Source organism: Loktanella sp. R86503 (assembly GCF_042466455.1).
Taxonomy (GTDB): Bacteria; Pseudomonadota; Alphaproteobacteria; order Rhodobacterales; family Rhodobacteraceae; genus Loktanella.
This window is the reverse complement of the sequence record NZ_JAXHCI010000002.1, coordinates 2236662-2252533: the sequence shown is the minus strand read 5'-3', so window position 1 is coordinate 2252533 and position 15872 is coordinate 2236662. Positions and strand designations below refer to the sequence as shown.

Sequence of the window (15872 nt, the reverse complement as noted above, 5' to 3'; positions counted from 1 at the left end):
GATCCACCATGTCAGATGCACCCCACATTCCCGTCCTGATCAATGCGATCCTCGACGCATGCGCGCCGATTCATGGCACGTGGCTGGACGGTACATTTGGGGCAGGGGGCTATACCCGCCGTCTGCTGGATGCGGGCGCTGAACGTGTCATCGCTGTGGACCGCGACCCGCTCGCGTTCGAGATGGCGCAGGACTGGATCGGTGATTACGGCGACCGGATCGTGCCCGTCGCGGACACCTTTTCTAGGCTGGATGAATACGCGCAGAACCTTGACGGTGTCGTGCTGGACCTTGGCGTCAGTTCTATGCAGCTTGATCTGGCAGAGCGGGGCTTTTCCTTTATGCGCGACGGGCCGCTAGATATGCGGATGTCGCAAACTGGCTTTTCCGCAGCCGACCTTGTCAACATGAAGGACGAGGCGGAAATTGCTGATATCATTTATCTTTATGGCGAAGAGCGTGCCAGCCGCCGCATCGCAAAAGCCATCGTCGCGAACCGTCCGGTGACGACGACAGCGCAGTTGGCCCGGATCGTCGAATCCTGCCTGCCGCGCCCCAAGCCGAACCAATCCCACCCCGCCACGCGCACCTTTCAGGCGCTGCGTATCGCGGTGAACGACGAATACGGCGAACTTGCCACCGGCATGGAAGCGGCTGAACGTGCGCTGGCCCCCGGCGGGCAACTGGCCATCGTAACCTTTCATTCGGTCGAGGACCGGATGGCGAAACGGTTCATCCAGACACGCAGCGCGACGACGCCTAATGCGAACCGCTATGCGCCTGTGCTGGACACCGTTGTGCCAGCCTTTACGCAAAAGACGCGCAAGGCGATTGTGGCGGATAAAGACGAAGTTGCAATGAACCCGCGGTCGCGCTCGGCCAAGCTGCGGGTCGCGGTCCGCACGGATGCGCCGGCGCAGCCGATGGATCGCAAGGACATGGGGATGCCGATGATGAAGGGTGACGCGCAATGATGCGGGCCGTGATGTATGTCGTGGCGGCGCTGTCCGTCATGGGGCTGGCATTCTGGGCCTATCAGGAAAACTATGCCACCCAGCAAGCCATCAAGGACGTGCGCCGTTTGCACGCGCAGATCGGCGATGCGCATGAACGGCTGGGAATGTTGCGGGCGGAATGGGCCTATTTGAACCGCCCGGACCGCCTGATCGATCTGGCCGAAATCAACTTCGACCGCCTTGGTTTGTTGCCCCTTGCGCCAGAAGCGTTCGGCAATATCGAAACCATCGTTTATCCGCTGCCCGATATTCTGCCTATCACCGATCCTGTCGACATCAGATCCGTCACCCCCGGTGGCGGCGAGGACCCGTTATGATCCGCACACCGCTTCGCCCGCTGGCCCGTATCCTCAAAGCCCGTGAACGGGGCGAAGATCCCGGCGCGATTGCCGCGGAAAACCTGCGCTTGCGCCACGAGGCGATTGCCGACAAGTCCCGCGCCCGCGCTGAAGGGCGCCTTTTGCTGCTTGGCGCGTTTTTCGCCATCGCATTTTGCACCATCGGGCTGCGCATGGGCACGATCGCCAGTTCGGCCCCGGAAGAGCCGCGCACAGCTGCGACCGGCAATCCCATCATCGGCCAGCGCGCCGATATCGTGGATCGCAACGGCCGCATCCTCGCGACCAATCTGGAAACGCATTCGCTTTACGCCCAGCCGCAGCACATGATCGACCCGCTGCGCGCCGCGCGCGAGCTAAAGGCGATCTTTCCCGAACTGGACGAAGAACGCCTGATCAAGGATTTCACGGGCAAGCGCAAATTTGTCTGGATTCGCAGGCAGTTGTCCCCCGAGCAAATGCAGCAGGTCCACGACATCGGCAGCCCCGCGCTTTTGTTCGGTCCGCGCGAGATGCGCCTCTATCCCAACGGCCCCATTGCCGCCCATATCCTGGGCGGGGCCAGCTATGGCCGCGAAGATGTGGCCAGCGCTGAAGTCATCGGCGTCGCCGGGGTGGAGCGGAACTTCGACAGCCTGCTGCGCGATCCGGCAAACGAAGGCAAACCGCTGCAGCTGTCGCTTGACCTGTCCGTGCAGGCCGCAACCGAAGAAGTGCTGGACGGCGGTATGCGCTTGCTGAACGCCAAAGGCGCGGCATCTGTTTTGATGGACATTCATACCGGCGAAGTCATCGCCATGGCGTCCTTGCCCGACTTTGACCCTAACAACCGGCCGCAGGTGCTGCTGAAGGGGGATCAATCCGACAGCCCGCTGTTCAACCGCGCCGTGCAGGGTGTTTACGAGCTTGGCTCGACCTTTAAGATTTTTGCCGTCGCGCAGGCGATGGAATTGGGGCTGCTGAACCCCGACACGATGATCGACACCAAGGGCCCGCTGTCTTGGGGCCGGTTCCGCATCCGCGACAGCCACTATCTGCCGCCCAGCATGTCAGCGACCGATATCATCGTCGAATCCTCGAACGTGGGCACGGGCCGCATTGCCATGCAGATCGGCGGCGAACGCCAGCGTGCGTTTCTAACCTCTCTAGGTCTGGCAGAACCCACCCCGATCGAGCTGTCAGAGGCTCCCTCCGGTGCGCCGCTTTTGCCAAAAAAGTGGTCTGAAATCAGCACGATGACCATCAGCTTTGGTCATGGCATGTCGGACTCGCCGCTCCATCTGGCCGCTGCCTATGCATCGCTGCTGAATGGCGGCACCCGCGTGCTGCCAACCTTGTTGAAATCCGACACGGTCCAGCAGGGTGCCCGTATCGTGCGGCCAGAGGTCAGCGCCCGTTCCCGGTCCATGCTGCGGCAAGTCGTAACCCGCGGCACCGCATCCATGGGTGATGTCGAAGGTTACCAGGTCGGCGGCAAAACAGGGACCGCTGACAAGCCCAAGGAAAACGGCGGCGGCTATTACGAAGACAAGGTCATCGCGACCTTCGCCAGCGTCTTTCCCGCCGACGATCCTAAATATGTGCTGATCGTCACGCTGGACGAGCCGAGCGAGAATTCCGGTGACGAGCCGCGCCGCACGGCAGGCTGGACCGCTGTGCCTGTCGCTGCCGAAATGATCCGCCGCGTCGCACCTTTGCTGGGTCTGCGGCCACAGATTGAAGTCTCTGACCTAGCCAGTGTAACACTTACCTCGAACTGAACGGGCGAGGGCCACATCATGGCACAGACGAAAACGCTGGCGGAACTGGGACTGACGGCACAGGGCGGCCGCAGACCCGACATTGCAGGGCTGACAACCGACAGCCGCGCGGTCCGGCCGGGCCATATGTTTGCAGCCATGCCCGGCAGCAAGGTGCATGGCGCAGCCTTTGTCGCCATGGCACTGGAAAAGGGCGCAAGCGCGATCTTGACCGATGCAGAGGGCGCCCAACTGGCGGCAGAGGCGCTGGCCGCGTCAGATGCCGCGGTGATCGTCGCCGAAGACCCCCGCGCGGCTTTGGCGCAAACGGCATCGCTGTGGTTCGGCCCGCATCCCGACGTCATGGTCGCCGTGACCGGCACCAACGGCAAAACCAGCGTGTCCACCTTTACCCGTCAGATCTGGGAGGCGCTTGGCTATCCTGCCATCAACATCGGCACCACCGGCGTCGAAGGCGCTTGGTCCGCGCCCCTGCATCACACCACTCCCGATCCCGTGACACTGCACCGCGTATTGGCGCAAGCCGAAGCCGCTGGCATCACCCATGCCGCGATGGAGGCATCGAGCCACGGCCTTGACCAGCGCCGTCTTGACGGTGTGGTGCTGCACGCGGCGGGTTTCACGAACTTCACGCAGGATCATCTGGACTATCACCACACCTTCGAGGCGTATTTCGACGCCAAGATGGGTCTGTTCACGCGCGTGCTGTCCGAAGATGGCGTTGCTGTCGTCAACCTTGACGATCCGCGCGGGCACGAGGTGGCCAGCCTGTGCACGACCCGCGGCATCGAGGTGATCGGCGTCGGCCGTCACCCGGACGCGCGGCTGCGCCTTCTTAGCCAGCGGTTTGACGATACGGGCCAAGACCTGCGCTTTGCCTGGCAGGATCGCCCGCATACGGCGCGGCTAAACCTGATTGGCGGCTTTCAGGCAGATAACGTCGCGCTGGCCTGCGGCCTTGCCATCGCGGCGGGGGCTATTCCAGGCGAAGTTTTTGATGTCATGGACCAGCTGACGACCGTGCGCGGGCGTATGCAGCTTGTCGCGCGCTGCGACAACGGTGCCACGGTCTTTGTCGATTACGCGCATACGCCTGACGCCGTGCAAACCGCGCTCAAGGCGCTGAAGCCGCATGTCATGGGCCGGCTGATCGTCATCGTGGGCGCTGGCGGTGACCGCGATGCCAGCAAGCGGCCCTTGATGGGGCAGGCGGCGGCTGAAAACGCGGATCTGGTGATCGTGACGGATGACAACCCTCGCTCTGAACGGCCGGAGGACATTCGCGCAGCCGTGCTGGCTGGCGCAAAAGGCCACGCCGAGGTGATCGAGATTGGCGACCGCGCCGAAGCGATCCTGCGCGGCATTGACGCGCTTGGACCGGGCGATGCGTTGCTGATTGCGGGCAAAGGCCATGAAACCGGGCAAACCATCGGCGATACGGTGCTGCCCTTTGACGACGCGGAACAGGCCAGCGTCGCTGTCGCTGCTTTGGAAGGCAAGATATGACACCGCTTTGGACCGCTGCCGATGCCGCCCTTGCCACCGGGGGGGCGGCCACAGGCGACTGGCAGGCGACCGGCGTTTCGATCGACACGCGCACGTTGCAGCCGGGCGATCTGTTCGTGGCCCTTGCTGCTGCGCGGGACGGGCACGATTTCGTGGCACAGGCGCTGGCAAAGGGGGCCGCTGCCGCCTTGGTCACGCATCGCCCGGACGGCGTGGCGGATGATGCGCCGCTGCTGGTGGTGGCTGATGTCTTGCAGGCGCTAGAGGCGCTGGGGACCGCGGCCCGCGCCCGCACGCAGGCCCGCGTTGTCGCCGTGACCGGCTCTGTCGGTAAGACATCGACAAAGGAAATGCTGCGCGCCGCACTGACCCCGCAGGGGCGCACCCACGCGGCAGAGGCGTCTTATAACAACCACTGGGGCGTGCCACTGACGCTGGCCCGGATGCCGGCCGATACCCAGTTCGCCATCATTGAAATCGGGATGAACCACCCCGGAGAGATCGCACCGCTGGCGCGCTTGGCGCGCCCTCATGTCGCCATGGTGACAACCGTCGCAGCAGCACACCTGGAAGCCTTTGCCGATCTGGCAGGCATCGCGGCGGAAAAGGCCGCCATCATGGACGGGCTGGAACCGCAGGGTATCGCCGTGCTGAACGCCGATCTTGATACCTCTGCCGTGCTTTTGAATCATGCGGCGGCTGGCGGGCACGCCGTCACGACGTTTGGGGGCGGGGCGGACTGGGCGCTTGGCCATGTGCGCATCACTGACAGTGCGACCGTCATTAACGCCAGCCATGCCGGCACCGACTATCTGTTCAAGCTTTCGGTCCCCGGTCGCCACTTTGCCATGAACGCCGTCGCCGTGCTGGCCGCCTGCGACGCGCTTGGCGCGGATCCGGTGCAGGCGGCGCAGGACATCGGGCAATGGCAGCCCCCCACCGGCCGCGGCACCCGCGAAATCATCGTGCTGGATCACGGCATTTCCGAAGACACGCTTGACCTGATCGATGACGCCTTCAACGCCAATCCCACCTCTATGACAGCCGCGCTGGAAGTGCTGGCCGCCAGCACCCCGCGCGACGGTGTCGGCCGTATCGTCAAAGGACGCCGCGTTGCGATCCTGGGCGATATGCTGGAACTGGGCCCGGACGAGATCGAGATGCACAGCGCCCTTGCCAGCGATCCGCACCTTGCCAAGGCGCATATCGTGCACTGCGCCGGTCCGCGCATGCGCGCGCTGTTTGACGCCCTTCCCGCCGATCTGCGCGGCCAATGGGCACCAGAGGCGGAGGATCTGGCAGGGCAGATCACGCGCCTTGTCGATGCCGGCGATGTTGTGCTGGTCAAGGGATCAAAGGGCAGCAAAGTGTCCCGCGTTGTTGACGCGATCCGTAAACTGGGGCATCGCTCTTGACGATAAAAGCAAGGAAATAACCAGATGTTGTATTGGCTGACAGAGCTGTCGGACGGCGGCGATTTTTTCAATCTGTTCCGCTATATCACATTTCGCGCCGGCGGTGCCTTTCTGACGGCGCTGGTGTTCGGCTTTATCTTTGGCTTGCCGCTGATCAACGTGCTGCGCCGCAAGCAAGGCAAAGGCCAGCCGATCCGCACCGACGGACCCGAAGGCCACTTTGTCAAAGCGGGCACGCCGACGATGGGCGGCTTGCTGATCGTGGGGGCGCTGACGACCTCGACCCTGCTGTGGGCGCGGCTGGATAACGCCTATGTCTGGATGGTGCTGTTCGTGACGCTGGCCTTCGCGGCCATCGGTTTTGCCGATGACTACGCCAAGGTCAGCAAACAAAACACCAATGGCGTGTCCGGGCGGGTGCGTATCGTTCTGGGCCTGATGATTGCTGCAATCGCAGGCTTTTGGGCCGCACAATACCATCCGGCAGAGCTGACGAACCAGCTGGCCGTGCCGGTGTTCAAGGATGTGCTGATCAACATGGGGTTCCTGTTCGTGCCCTTTTCCGTGATCGTGATTGTCGGGGCGGCCAATGCGGTCAACCTGACTGACGGTCTGGACGGTCTGGCCATCATGCCTGTGATGATCGCGGCGGGCACCTTTGGCATTATCGCCTATTTCGTTGGCCGCGTTGACTTTTCCGAAAGCCTTGGTCTGCACTATGTTCCTGACTCAGGCGAAATTCTGGTGTTCTGCGCTGGCTTGATCGGCGGCGGCCTTGGGTTTTTATGGTATAACGCGCCGCCCGCCGCCGTCTTTATGGGGGATACCGGATCGCTGGCCCTTGGCGGGGCGCTGGGGGCCATCGCGGTCGCCACGAAGCACGAAATCGTTCTGGCCATTGTCGGCGGCCTTTTCGTGGTCGAGGCGCTGAGTGTCATCATCCAGGTCGTCTATTTCAAACGCACAGGCAAACGTGTGTTCCTGATGGCCCCGATCCACCACCACTACGAAAAGAAAGGCTGGGCAGAGCCGCAGATCGTGATCCGTTTCTGGATCATTTCCCTGATTCTTGCGATGATCGGCCTTGCCACGCTGAAAGTGCGGTAAACGCGCCCCTGGCACCCGGGGGCTGTGCGCCCCCGATCCTTAGCTGCGGCAGGGCTGTGATGCATCCATTGTCCATTTACCCTTCGTTCAGAGCTAAGGCCTAATCTAGGCAGCAGTCCGGGACAAAGGGGTTGGGGATGCTGGATAACCGAATTGACCCGGCCTTGGTCACACCAGGCTACGAAGATGCGGGCCTGTTCAAATACGATCTGTGCCGTTTGCACCTGTCGCTTTTGCCCGGTGTGCGGCGCAATGCGCGGGCGGATTTTGTGTTCGACGGCGTGATCGACGGAAAATACTGCACGCCCGTCTTTTTCGCAGGACGGCGTGCGAAACAGGCCGCCATGATGCTGGCCACGATATCGCGCAGGTTCCGCGGCAGCGCTGCGGTATCTTTTGGCGCAGCACCGAACGTCACCGCGCCGAACGTTGCTGCCTATGACAGTCCAGCGCTTGCGCTGCAGATCGACGGCGCGTGGCGCAATCCGGTGGTTGAAGGTGACGACGGCTTTGCCCGGCCTGCGCACCAGTTCATCGCGGCAGTCTGGACGATCACGGCAGGATGCGGACCCGGCCAGCAATTCGGTGCTTTACCGGTGCGCTGACGCCCTTGCATCCTGCACCCTGCACAGGGCAATGTCCGCCCAAACAGTCATGGGGTGCGCGATGATACCGGTTCAGGGATTTGACGGACAGCAGGTTGCCGTGCTGGGGCTTGGCCGGTCCGGGCTTGCCACGGCCCGCGCCCTGGCCGCTGGCGGTGCGACGCCTGTCGTTTGGGACGACAGCCCCCGCGGTCGTGATATGGCAGAGGCAGAAGGTTGGACCCTGCGCGATCTGACCGCGCCCGGTGCATTTGATGGCATCGCCGCGCTGATCGTATCCCCCGGCATCCCGCATCTTTATCCGTCGCCCAACCCTGCCATTGCAGCGGCTTGGGATGCCGGTGTGCCCGTAGACAATGATATCGGCCTGTTCTTCCGGTCCTATGCCACGCCGGATTGGGATAACTTTGACGCAGCGCCGCGCGTGATTGCGATCACCGGATCGAACGGCAAATCCACCACCTCTGCCCTGATCCACCACATTCTGGTGGAAAACGGTCGCACCGCCCAACTGGCCGGTAACATCGGTCGCGGCGTGCTGGACATCGACCCCGCCCATGATGGCGATGTCGTGGTGTTGGAACTGTCAAGCTATCAGACTGATCTGGCCCGCCACCTGACGCCGGATGTTGCGGTCCTGACCAATATCAGCCCGGACCACCTTGACCGTCATGCCGGACCGGGGGGCTATTTCGCCGCCAAGCGCCGTCTGTTTGCCGAAGGCGGACCGGATCGCTGCGTGATCGGTGTCGACGAAAACGAGGGGCGGTCGCTGGCGAACCAGTTGGTAGAAGATTTCGGCGACGACAGGTTGATCCGCGTGTCGGTCAATCGCAAACTGACCGACGGCTGGACTGTCTTCGCGCGCAAGGGGTTCCTGAGCGAATATCGCCGGGGCAAGCAAGTTGCCTCTATCGATTTGCGCAGTATCAAGGGGCTGCCGGGCGCGCATAACCACCAGAACGCCTGTGCCGCCTATGCCGCCGTGCGCACGCTGGGTCTTGGCCCCAAGGGGATCGAGGCTGCGATGCACAGCTATCCCGGCTTGCCGCACCGCAGCCAGCTGGTTGCAGAGGCGGGCGGCGTGCAGTTCATAAACGACAGCAAGGCAACCAATGTCGATGCAGCAGCCAAGGCCTTGCAAGCCTTTCCCGCCATCCGCTGGATCTGCGGCGGATTGCAAAAGGAAGGCGGGCTGGACGGTTTGTTGCCCTACATGGGCGGGGTCAGGAAGGCCTATGTGATCGGGCGCGAGGCCGAGAGTTTTGCCCTGCAACTGCCAGGGATCGAAACGGAAATTTGCGGCACAATGGATGTTGCCGTTGCCCGCGCACGGGCGGACGCGCAGGCCGGTGATGTGGTGCTTCTTGCGCCGGCCTGTGCGTCCTTCGATCAATACGACAGCTTTGCCGCGCGCGGGGATGATTTTACCGCCGCAGTGCTGGCAGGGATCGCCTAGCCAATTTTCAAAGAAAATTGCTGCACTGCGTCAAGCCGGTGGCAATGCAGCGCTGTCTGATTTTTCGTCGAAAAATCGGTGTCACCGCCCCGCGATAGCGGTGCCTGCAGCCCAACCTGATGACCAGGCCCATTGAAAGTTGTAGCCGCCCAGCCAGCCGGTGACATCGACCGCTTCGCCGATGGCGAACAGGCCCGGCACGGTTTTGGCCTCCATCGTGCGCGAATTCAGTGCGGCGGTGTCGATCCCGCCCAGTGTCACTTCGGCGGTGCGATAACCTTCGGTGCCCGTCGGGGTCATCTGCCAGTGGTGCAGCGCTGCGCCAAGGTCACGCAGCGCCGCATCCGGCAGGTCAGCCAGATTTGCCGTCGGCCAGTCCGGTGCAAGGTATTGCACCAGCCGGGCGGGCAAATGGCGCGACAACACGCTGGTCAGGCCCTTGCGCCCTTCGGTCTGCTTTGCGGCGATCAGGATATCGCCCAGCGGCGCGGCGGGGGACAGATCGACAGTAATGGCCTCACCGTCTGTCCAATAAGAGGAGGCTTGCAGGATCGCCGGACCGGACAGCCCGCGATGGGTGAAAAGAAGCGCCTCGTCAAAGCCGGGGCCATTGGCCGTGACCCGTGCGGGCAGGGCGGTTCCGGCCAGCGGTTTGAAACGCTCGTCGGCAAAGGTAAAGGGCACCAGCCCGGGGCGGGGCGTGACAAGCGGCAAGCCGAATTGCGCGGCGACGCGATAGGCCAGATCTGTCGCGCCCATTTTGGGAATGGACTTGCCGCCTGTGGCAAGGACCAGATGATCAGCGGTAACGGCGATATCGCGTCCGCCCCGCGACAGCGTCACCGTGAACGTGCCATTATGGCTTATCGCGCCGACAGAGGTTTCCAGCCAGACCGATGCGCCCGCACGCTCTGCCTCGATTAGCAGCATTTGAACGATCTGCCTGGCAGAACCGTCGCAAAACAACTGGCCCAGCGTTTTTTCATGGTGGGCGATCCCGTGCGCATCCACCAGAGCGATAAAATCCCACTGGGTATAGCGCGACAGTGCCGATTTCGCGAAATGCCGGTTCTGGCTGACAAAACGGTCGGGGCTGGTGTGCAGGTTCGTGAAATTGCACCGCCCCCCGCCCGAGATGCGAATTTTTTCGCCCGGCGCGCGGGCGTGGTCCACGACAAGCGTATCAGGGCCGGCATGAGCGGCGGCCATCAGACCGGCGGCGCCGGCGCCAAGGATCAGGGTGCGAACGTGCATGGGGCCGGATTGGCGCGGATCAGGCAGCGTTGCAAGGGGGCAAAGGCGCGATTTTCGCCCAAGCCGCGATTTGAAGTAGAAATGACGTGCCGGTCAGGTTAAGCTGGACGGATAGATCTGCGGAAAACGCGGACATGAGGCAGTCAAGGCGGTAATACGATGACCGAAATGGTGTATGGCGCGCCGCGCGTTGTGACAGGTGATCCTGTTCTGCCGCGCTGGTGGCGGACGATCGACAAATGGAGCATGTGCTGCATTCTGGCGCTTTTCGGCATCGGGCTGCTTCTGGGGCTGGCGTCCTCGCCGCCGCTTGCGGCTAAGAACGGGCTAAGCCCCTTTTATTACGTCACCCGTCAAGGTTTTTTCGGCGGGATGGCTTTGATCGCCATGTTTGGCGTGTCGATGCTGACCCCCGTCATGGTGCGCCGGCTTGCGGTGATCGGCTTTGCTTGCGCTTTTGTTGCGCTGGCGCTTTTGCCTGTCTTTGGTACCGACTTTGGCAAGGGGGCGGTGCGCTGGTATTCCTTCGGCTTTGCCTCTGTGCAGCCCAGCGAATTCCTGAAGCCCGGTTTTGTGGTTGTCGCGGCCTGGCTGATGGCGGCAGGGCTAAGCGTTGGCGGCCCTCCGGGGCGGATGTATTCGTTCATCCTGACGATTGTGATTGTTGCCTTTCTGGCGCTGCAGCCCGACTTTGGCCAAGCCTGTCTGGTCCTGTTTTCATGGGGCGTAATGTATTTCGTCGCCGGTGCGCCGATGACCCTGTTGATTGCCCTTGGCGGTGTCGTCGGAGCGGTCGGCGTGTTTTCCTATAATATGTCCGAACACTTTGCCCGCCGCATCGACGGATTTTTGAATCCTGACGTCGATCCGCGTACCCAGCTTGGCTATGCCACCAATGCCATCCGCGAAGGCGGCTTTTTTGGTGTGGGCGTGGGCGAGGGGCAGGTGAAATGGTCCCTGCCGGACGCGCATACTGACTTTATCATTGCGGTTGCGGCCGAGGAATACGGCCTGATCTGCGTCATGGCGATCATCACGCTTTATGGCGTGATCGTGGTGCGCACCCTGATGCGGCTGATGAAAGAGCGCGATCCGTTTGTCCGGCTTGCGGGTACAGGTCTGGCCTGCGCCTTTGGCGTGCAGGCGATGATTAACATGGGCGTGGCCGTGCGTCTGCTGCCGGCCAAAGGTATGACCCTGCCGTTCGTCAGCTATGGCGGATCGTCTTTGATCGCGGGCGGCATCGCCGTCGGCATGTTGCTGGCGCTGACACGGTCCCGCCCGCAAGGCGAGATTGGCGATATCCTGATGCGGCGCGTCGGGCGGTGATGATTTTTCGCAGAAAAATCAGGCAGGCGCACAGATGGGGGGCCAGCCCCCCGTCCTGCGGACTCCCCCCGGAGTTTACCCGGCCAGATGAATGGAGGGTGTTATGCCCCTTTTGATGATGGCGGCGGGCGGTACCGGGGGGCATATGTTCCCCGCGCAGGCCCTGGCCGAAGCGATGCTGGATCTGGGCTGGCGGGTGAAGTTGAGCACGGATCCGCGCGGCGCGCGTTATGTAGGCGGCTTTCCGGACGCAGTCGAGGTTGTGCAGGCGAAAAGCGGCACCTTTGCCCGCGGGGGCGCATTGGCGAAGGTCGCGGTGCCGCTGCGCATTGCGGGTGGCGCGCTGGGCGCTGCTATGGCGATGCGGCGGGACCGTCCCGATGTGGTGGTTGGTTTTGGCGGTTATCCGGCCATCCCGGCGATGACGGCCGCGTCACTGTTGCGCATTCCGCGCATGATCCACGAACAAAACGGTGTCCTGGGCCGGGTCAATCAGATCTTTGCCAAGCGTGTCGATCTTGTGGCTTGTGGAACCTGGCCGACAAACCTGCCTGAGGGCGTGGCCGGCGAACATGTGGGCAACCCGGTCCGGCAGGCCATTCTGGACCGGGCGGGGGCAGGGTATATTCCGCCGGGCGATTATCCGATGTCCGTGCTTGTCGTTGGCGGCAGTCAGGGCGCGCGGATCCTGTCGGACGTCGTGCCGGCCGGGATTGCGCTGCTGCCGGAGGCGCTGCGCCGCAATATCCGTGTGTTTCAGCAAGCCCGGGCCGAAGATGTCGACCGGGTGAATGCGTTTTATGCAGCCCGCGGCATCAGCGCGGATATTCGCACCTTCTTTGACGATATGCCGACCCGGTTGGCCGAGGCGCAATTGGTGATCGCGCGGTCTGGCGCAAGCACGATTGCCGACCTGACCGTGATCGGACGCCCCGCCGTACTGGTGCCCTTTGCTGCGGCGGCGCAAGATCACCAGACTGCCAATGCACGGCAGATGGTGGATGCGGGGGCCGCGATCCTGATGCCCGAAAGCAAATTTAACCCCGAAAGTCTGGCCAAACACATGGAGACGGTGCTGACGCATCCGTCCGGCGCGTTGCAAATGTCCCGCGCTGCCTTGTCCTGCGGGACGCCTGACGCTACAGCGCGGCTGGTTCAGTTGGTGACACAACTGGCTGGCGCAAGACACTGATGAACGGAACAAGACGATGATGGCACCGACGAAACTGCCGCTTGACGTAGGCGCGATTCACTTTGTGGGCATTGGCGGCATTGGCATGTCCGGCATTGCCGAGGTGCTAATTAATCACGGCTACCGGGTGCAAGGGTCTGATTCAAAGGCCAGCCCGATCACCGCCCGTCTGGAAACGCTTGGGGCGAAAATTTTTGTCGGACAACGGGCCGAGAATCTGGAAGGGGCCGAGGTCATCGTCATTTCGTCTGCTATCAAGGCGGGCAATCCGGAGCTGGACGCCGCGCGGGCACAAAAGCTGCCCGTCGTGCGCCGGGCCGAGATGCTGGCAGAGTTGATGCGTCTGAAATCCAACGTGGCCATTGCCGGCACCCATGGCAAGACCACGACGACGACGATGGTATCGGCCTTGCTCGACGAAGGCGGCCTTGATCCGACGGTGATTAACGGCGGCATCATTCACGCCTATGGGTCCAACGCGCGAATGGGGCAGGGCGAGTGGATGGTCGTCGAGGCGGACGAGAGCGACGGTACATTCAACCGTTTGCCCGCCACGATTGCGGTCGTCACCAACATCGACCCGGAGCATATGGATCACTGGGGCACGATTGAAAACCTGCGCCGCGGATTCCTTGATTTCGTGTCAAACATTCCGTTCTACGGGCTGGCTGTGTGCTGCACTGACAATGCCGAGGTGCAGGCGCTGGTGGGCCGGGTGACCGACCGCCGGGTCGTGACCTATGGATTTAACGCGCAGGCCGATGTGCGGGCGGTTAATCTGAAGTATGTCAAGGGCGCGGCGCATTTTGACGTGGCCTTGCAGTCCGAAGACGACGTTATCGAAGGCTGCGTCTTGCCGATGCCGGGCGATCACAACGTGTCGAACGCGCTGTCAGCTGTCGCTGTGGCCCGCCATCTTGGCATGAAGAAAGACGAAATCCGCACCGCCCTTGCCAAATTCGGAGGGGTCAATCGCCGCTTTACCCGCGTAGGAGAGGTGAATGGTATCGCGATTATCGATGATTACGGCCACCACCCGACAGAAATCCTGGCCGTGCTCAAGGCTGCGCGTCAGGCCACCGAAGGCCGCGTGATCGCCGTGCACCAACCGCACCGTTACAGCCGCTTGCATCATCATTTCGATGACTTCTGCGCCTGCTTCAATGATGCGGATGTGGTCGGCATCACTGAGGTATACGGGGCGGGCGAAGACCCAATTCCGGGCGCTGATCGCGACGCGCTGGTTGCCGGGCTGATCCGCCACGGCCATCGCCACGCCCGCGCTGTCGCGTCAGAGGACGATTTGGAACGTCTTGTGCGCGAACAGGCCAAACCAGGTGATATGGTGGTCTGTCTTGGGGCTGGCACGATCAGCGCCTGGGCTTACGGTCTGAAAGACAGGTTAGGCACGTGATCTGGTCGGCTCTTGTTGCATGCCTTTGGGTGCTGGCGGCGACAATCACCGCGTTTTTGCCCATGCGCCTGCAAATGGTGCCGGGGATCGGTCTGCTGATCGCGGCCCCTGCGCTGATCGTCTGGCTGGGGGCTGACTTTGGCTGGCTAATTGCGGCGGTTGCTGTGTTTGCCTTTGTATCCATGTTCCGCAACCCGCTGCGTTATTTCTGGGCGCGGGCACGGGGACAAAATCCACAGCTGCCGCCAGAGATGACGCGATGAGCGCGCCGGTCCTGATGGCGTTGATCTGGCTGATTGCCGCGAATGTCGCGGCGCTGTTCCCAAGCCGCGATCATCACTGGCGCTTAGCCTATGGCATGATCGCCGTGGGTATTCCGTTGCTGGGGTGGGTGACCTGGCAACAGGGTCCCATCGTCGGGCTGCTGTTTCTGGCGGCGGGCGCAAGCGTGCTGCGTTGGCCTGTGATTTATCTGACGCGCTGGCTGCGCGGAACCAAGGGGCCGAAGTCATCATGAACCTGCCTGACGTGCGCGGCACGCTGACCCTTGACCGCCCCCTGGCCGATCTGACCTGGTTGCGCGTCGGCGGGCCTGCGGATGTGCTGTTCCAACCTGCGGATCTGGATGATTTGCGCAGCTTTCTGGCGGCGCTGGATCCGGCCATACCGGTGTTTCCCATGGGTGTCGGCAGTAATCTGATCGTGCGCGACGGCGGTGTGCGCGGTGTCGTCATCCGGTTGGGGCGCGGTTTTAACGGCATCGCCGTTGGCGGGCTGACGGTCACGGCAGGGGCGGCGGCGCTGGATGCCCATGTCGCGCGGCGCAGCGCCGAGGCGGGCGTCGATCTGACCTTTTTGCGCACCATTCCCGGCAGCATCGGCGGTGCGCTGCGGATGAATGCAGGTTGCTACGGTGCATATATCGCGGATGTATTTCAATCCGCGCAGGCGGTGTTGCGTGATGGTTCGCTGATCACGCTTGGCGCGGATGATCTGGCCTTTGCCTATCGGTCCAGCATCTTGCCGGACGGTGCGGTGCTGGTCAGCGCCGTGCTGCAGGGACAGGCCGGCGATCCAGAGGCGTTGGCACAGCGCATGACGGATCAGATTGCTAAGCGCGACCAGACCCAGCCGACCAAGGACCGGACCGCCGGCAGCACCTTTCGCAACCCGGTCGGTCATTCCAGCACAGGCCGCAGCGATGACACCCATGATCTGAAGGCCTGGAAGGTGATCGAGGACGCAGGAATGCGCGGTGCAACCTTGGGCGGTGCTGTGATGAACCCGATGCATGCCAACTTTTTAACCAATGCGGGCGGTGCAACTGCCGCAGAATTAGAAGATTTGGGCGAGTTAGTGCGGAAAACGGTTTACGATTCCACGCAAATCACATTAGAGTGGGAAATCATGAGGGTCGGTGAACGAGCCCCGAAAGATACCACGAATTAACCCCGCATGGGGGCCACGGACAGGTGGC

At 62.6% G+C, this 15872-nt stretch carries 15 protein-coding genes; 14 read left to right on the top strand and 1 reads right to left on the bottom strand.

What is annotated here, in order from left to right:
• Positions 1-8 precede the first annotated feature (8 nt).
• The 8 genes from rsmH to murD all read left to right on the top strand — a co-directional run bounded on the left by rsmH (position 9) and on the right by murD (position 9206).
• The gene (rsmH, locus tag SJY10_RS12005; RefSeq protein WP_386682887.1) at positions 9-974 is read left to right on the top strand and encodes a 16S rRNA (cytosine(1402)-N(4))-methyltransferase RsmH; all 966 of its coding nucleotides are present in this window, start codon (positions 9-11) and stop codon (positions 972-974) included.
• Complete coding sequence (locus SJY10_RS12000; RefSeq protein ID WP_386684651.1) at positions 974-1333, top strand: cell division protein FtsL; 360 nt, start codon at positions 974-976, stop codon at positions 1331-1333. The genes rsmH and SJY10_RS12000 overlap by 1 nt, the downstream gene beginning before the upstream one ends.
• The gene (locus SJY10_RS11995; RefSeq protein WP_386682885.1) at positions 1330-3114 is read left to right on the top strand and encodes a peptidoglycan D,D-transpeptidase FtsI family protein; all 1785 of its coding nucleotides are present in this window, start codon (positions 1330-1332) and stop codon (positions 3112-3114) included. The genes SJY10_RS12000 and SJY10_RS11995 overlap by 4 nt, the downstream gene beginning before the upstream one ends.
• 18 nt (positions 3115-3132) lie before the next feature.
• Positions 3133-4620 carry a UDP-N-acetylmuramoyl-L-alanyl-D-glutamate--2,6-diaminopimelate ligase gene (locus SJY10_RS11990; RefSeq protein ID WP_386682883.1) on the top strand — a complete coding sequence of 496 codons (1488 nt, stop codon included), beginning with the start codon at positions 3133-3135 and terminating at the stop codon, positions 4618-4620.
• The gene (gene murF, locus SJY10_RS11985; RefSeq protein WP_386682881.1) at positions 4617-6035 is read left to right on the top strand and encodes a UDP-N-acetylmuramoyl-tripeptide--D-alanyl-D-alanine ligase; all 1419 of its coding nucleotides are present in this window, start codon (positions 4617-4619) and stop codon (positions 6033-6035) included. The genes SJY10_RS11990 and murF overlap by 4 nt, the downstream gene beginning before the upstream one ends.
• Before the next feature lie 24 nt (positions 6036-6059).
• Positions 6060-7142: a phospho-N-acetylmuramoyl-pentapeptide-transferase gene (gene mraY / locus SJY10_RS11980; protein WP_386682879.1), complete on the top strand. Its 1083-nt coding sequence runs from the start codon at positions 6060-6062 to the stop codon at positions 7140-7142.
• A 137-nt stretch (positions 7143-7279) separates the two neighbouring features.
• On the top strand, positions 7280-7747 hold the full coding sequence (locus SJY10_RS11975; protein ID WP_386682877.1) for a hypothetical protein: 468 nt from the start codon (positions 7280-7282) through the stop codon (positions 7745-7747).
• 61 nt (positions 7748-7808) lie between these two features.
• Complete coding sequence (gene murD, locus SJY10_RS11970) at positions 7809-9206, top strand: UDP-N-acetylmuramoyl-L-alanine--D-glutamate ligase (RefSeq protein ID WP_386682875.1); 1398 nt, start codon at positions 7809-7811, stop codon at positions 9204-9206.
• Between the two features lie 81 nt (positions 9207-9287).
• Here the strand turns inward: murD and SJY10_RS11965 are convergent, their stop codons facing one another.
• Positions 9288-10460 (bottom strand): NAD(P)/FAD-dependent oxidoreductase, encoded by a 1173-nt coding sequence (locus SJY10_RS11965; protein ID WP_386682873.1) that lies wholly within the window; start codon positions 10458-10460, stop codon positions 9288-9290.
• 159 nt (positions 10461-10619) lie between these two features.
• Here SJY10_RS11965 and ftsW point away from each other — a divergent pair, with 159 nt between their 5' ends.
• The 6 genes from ftsW to murB all read left to right on the top strand — a co-directional run bounded on the left by ftsW (position 10620) and on the right by murB (position 15844).
• Positions 10620-11789: a putative lipid II flippase FtsW gene (gene ftsW, locus SJY10_RS11960; RefSeq protein WP_386682870.1), complete on the top strand. Its 1170-nt coding sequence runs from the start codon at positions 10620-10622 to the stop codon at positions 11787-11789.
• A 103-nt stretch (positions 11790-11892) separates the two neighbouring features.
• The gene (murG, locus tag SJY10_RS11955; RefSeq protein WP_386682867.1) at positions 11893-12981 is read left to right on the top strand and encodes an undecaprenyldiphospho-muramoylpentapeptide beta-N-acetylglucosaminyltransferase; all 1089 of its coding nucleotides are present in this window, start codon (positions 11893-11895) and stop codon (positions 12979-12981) included.
• A gap of 16 nt (positions 12982-12997) precedes the next feature.
• Positions 12998-14395 carry a UDP-N-acetylmuramate--L-alanine ligase gene (gene murC, locus SJY10_RS11950; protein ID WP_386682864.1) on the top strand — a complete coding sequence of 466 codons (1398 nt, stop codon included), beginning with the start codon at positions 12998-13000 and terminating at the stop codon, positions 14393-14395.
• Positions 14392-14658: a DUF2484 family protein gene (locus SJY10_RS11945; RefSeq protein WP_386682862.1), complete on the top strand. Its 267-nt coding sequence runs from the start codon at positions 14392-14394 to the stop codon at positions 14656-14658. Before murC ends, SJY10_RS11945 begins: the two co-directional genes overlap by 4 nt.
• The gene (locus SJY10_RS11940; RefSeq protein WP_386682860.1) at positions 14655-14912 is read left to right on the top strand and encodes a DUF2484 family protein; all 258 of its coding nucleotides are present in this window, start codon (positions 14655-14657) and stop codon (positions 14910-14912) included. The genes SJY10_RS11945 and SJY10_RS11940 overlap by 4 nt, the downstream gene beginning before the upstream one ends.
• Positions 14909-15844, top strand: coding sequence for a UDP-N-acetylmuramate dehydrogenase (murB, locus tag SJY10_RS11935; RefSeq protein ID WP_386682858.1), 936 nt, complete (start codon positions 14909-14911; stop codon positions 15842-15844). Before SJY10_RS11940 ends, murB begins: the two co-directional genes overlap by 4 nt.
• Positions 15845-15872 lie beyond the last annotated feature (28 nt).

What these genes read in the sequence shown, in the direction of transcription:
- mraY (WP_386682879.1), top strand. Translation starts at nt 6,060, where the DNA reads ATGTTGTATTGGCTGACAGAGCTGTCGGACGGCGGCGATTTTTTCAAT.
- SJY10_RS11995 (WP_386682885.1), top strand. Translation starts at nt 1,330, where the DNA reads ATGATCCGCACACCGCTTCGCCCGCTGGCCCGTATCCTCAAAGCCCGT.
- ftsW (WP_386682870.1), top strand. Translation starts at nt 10,620, where the DNA reads ATGACCGAAATGGTGTATGGCGCGCCGCGCGTTGTGACAGGTGATCCT.
- SJY10_RS11990 (WP_386682883.1), top strand. Translation starts at nt 3,133, where the DNA reads ATGGCACAGACGAAAACGCTGGCGGAACTGGGACTGACGGCACAGGGC.
- rsmH (WP_386682887.1), top strand. Translation starts at nt 9, where the DNA reads ATGTCAGATGCACCCCACATTCCCGTCCTGATCAATGCGATCCTCGAC.
- murB (WP_386682858.1), top strand. Translation starts at nt 14,909, where the DNA reads ATGAACCTGCCTGACGTGCGCGGCACGCTGACCCTTGACCGCCCCCTG.
- SJY10_RS12000 (WP_386684651.1), top strand. Translation starts at nt 974, where the DNA reads ATGCGGGCCGTGATGTATGTCGTGGCGGCGCTGTCCGTCATGGGGCTG.
- murG (WP_386682867.1), top strand. Translation starts at nt 11,893, where the DNA reads ATGCCCCTTTTGATGATGGCGGCGGGCGGTACCGGGGGGCATATGTTC.
- SJY10_RS11975 (WP_386682877.1), top strand. Translation starts at nt 7,280, where the DNA reads ATGCTGGATAACCGAATTGACCCGGCCTTGGTCACACCAGGCTACGAA.
- murF (WP_386682881.1), top strand. Translation starts at nt 4,617, where the DNA reads ATGACACCGCTTTGGACCGCTGCCGATGCCGCCCTTGCCACCGGGGGG.
- murD (WP_386682875.1), top strand. Translation starts at nt 7,809, where the DNA reads ATGATACCGGTTCAGGGATTTGACGGACAGCAGGTTGCCGTGCTGGGG.
- murC (WP_386682864.1), top strand. Translation starts at nt 12,998, where the DNA reads ATGATGGCACCGACGAAACTGCCGCTTGACGTAGGCGCGATTCACTTT.
- SJY10_RS11940 (WP_386682860.1), top strand. Translation starts at nt 14,655, where the DNA reads ATGAGCGCGCCGGTCCTGATGGCGTTGATCTGGCTGATTGCCGCGAAT.
- SJY10_RS11965 (WP_386682873.1), bottom strand. Translation starts at nt 10,460, where the DNA reads ATGCACGTTCGCACCCTGATCCTTGGCGCCGGCGCCGCCGGTCTGATG.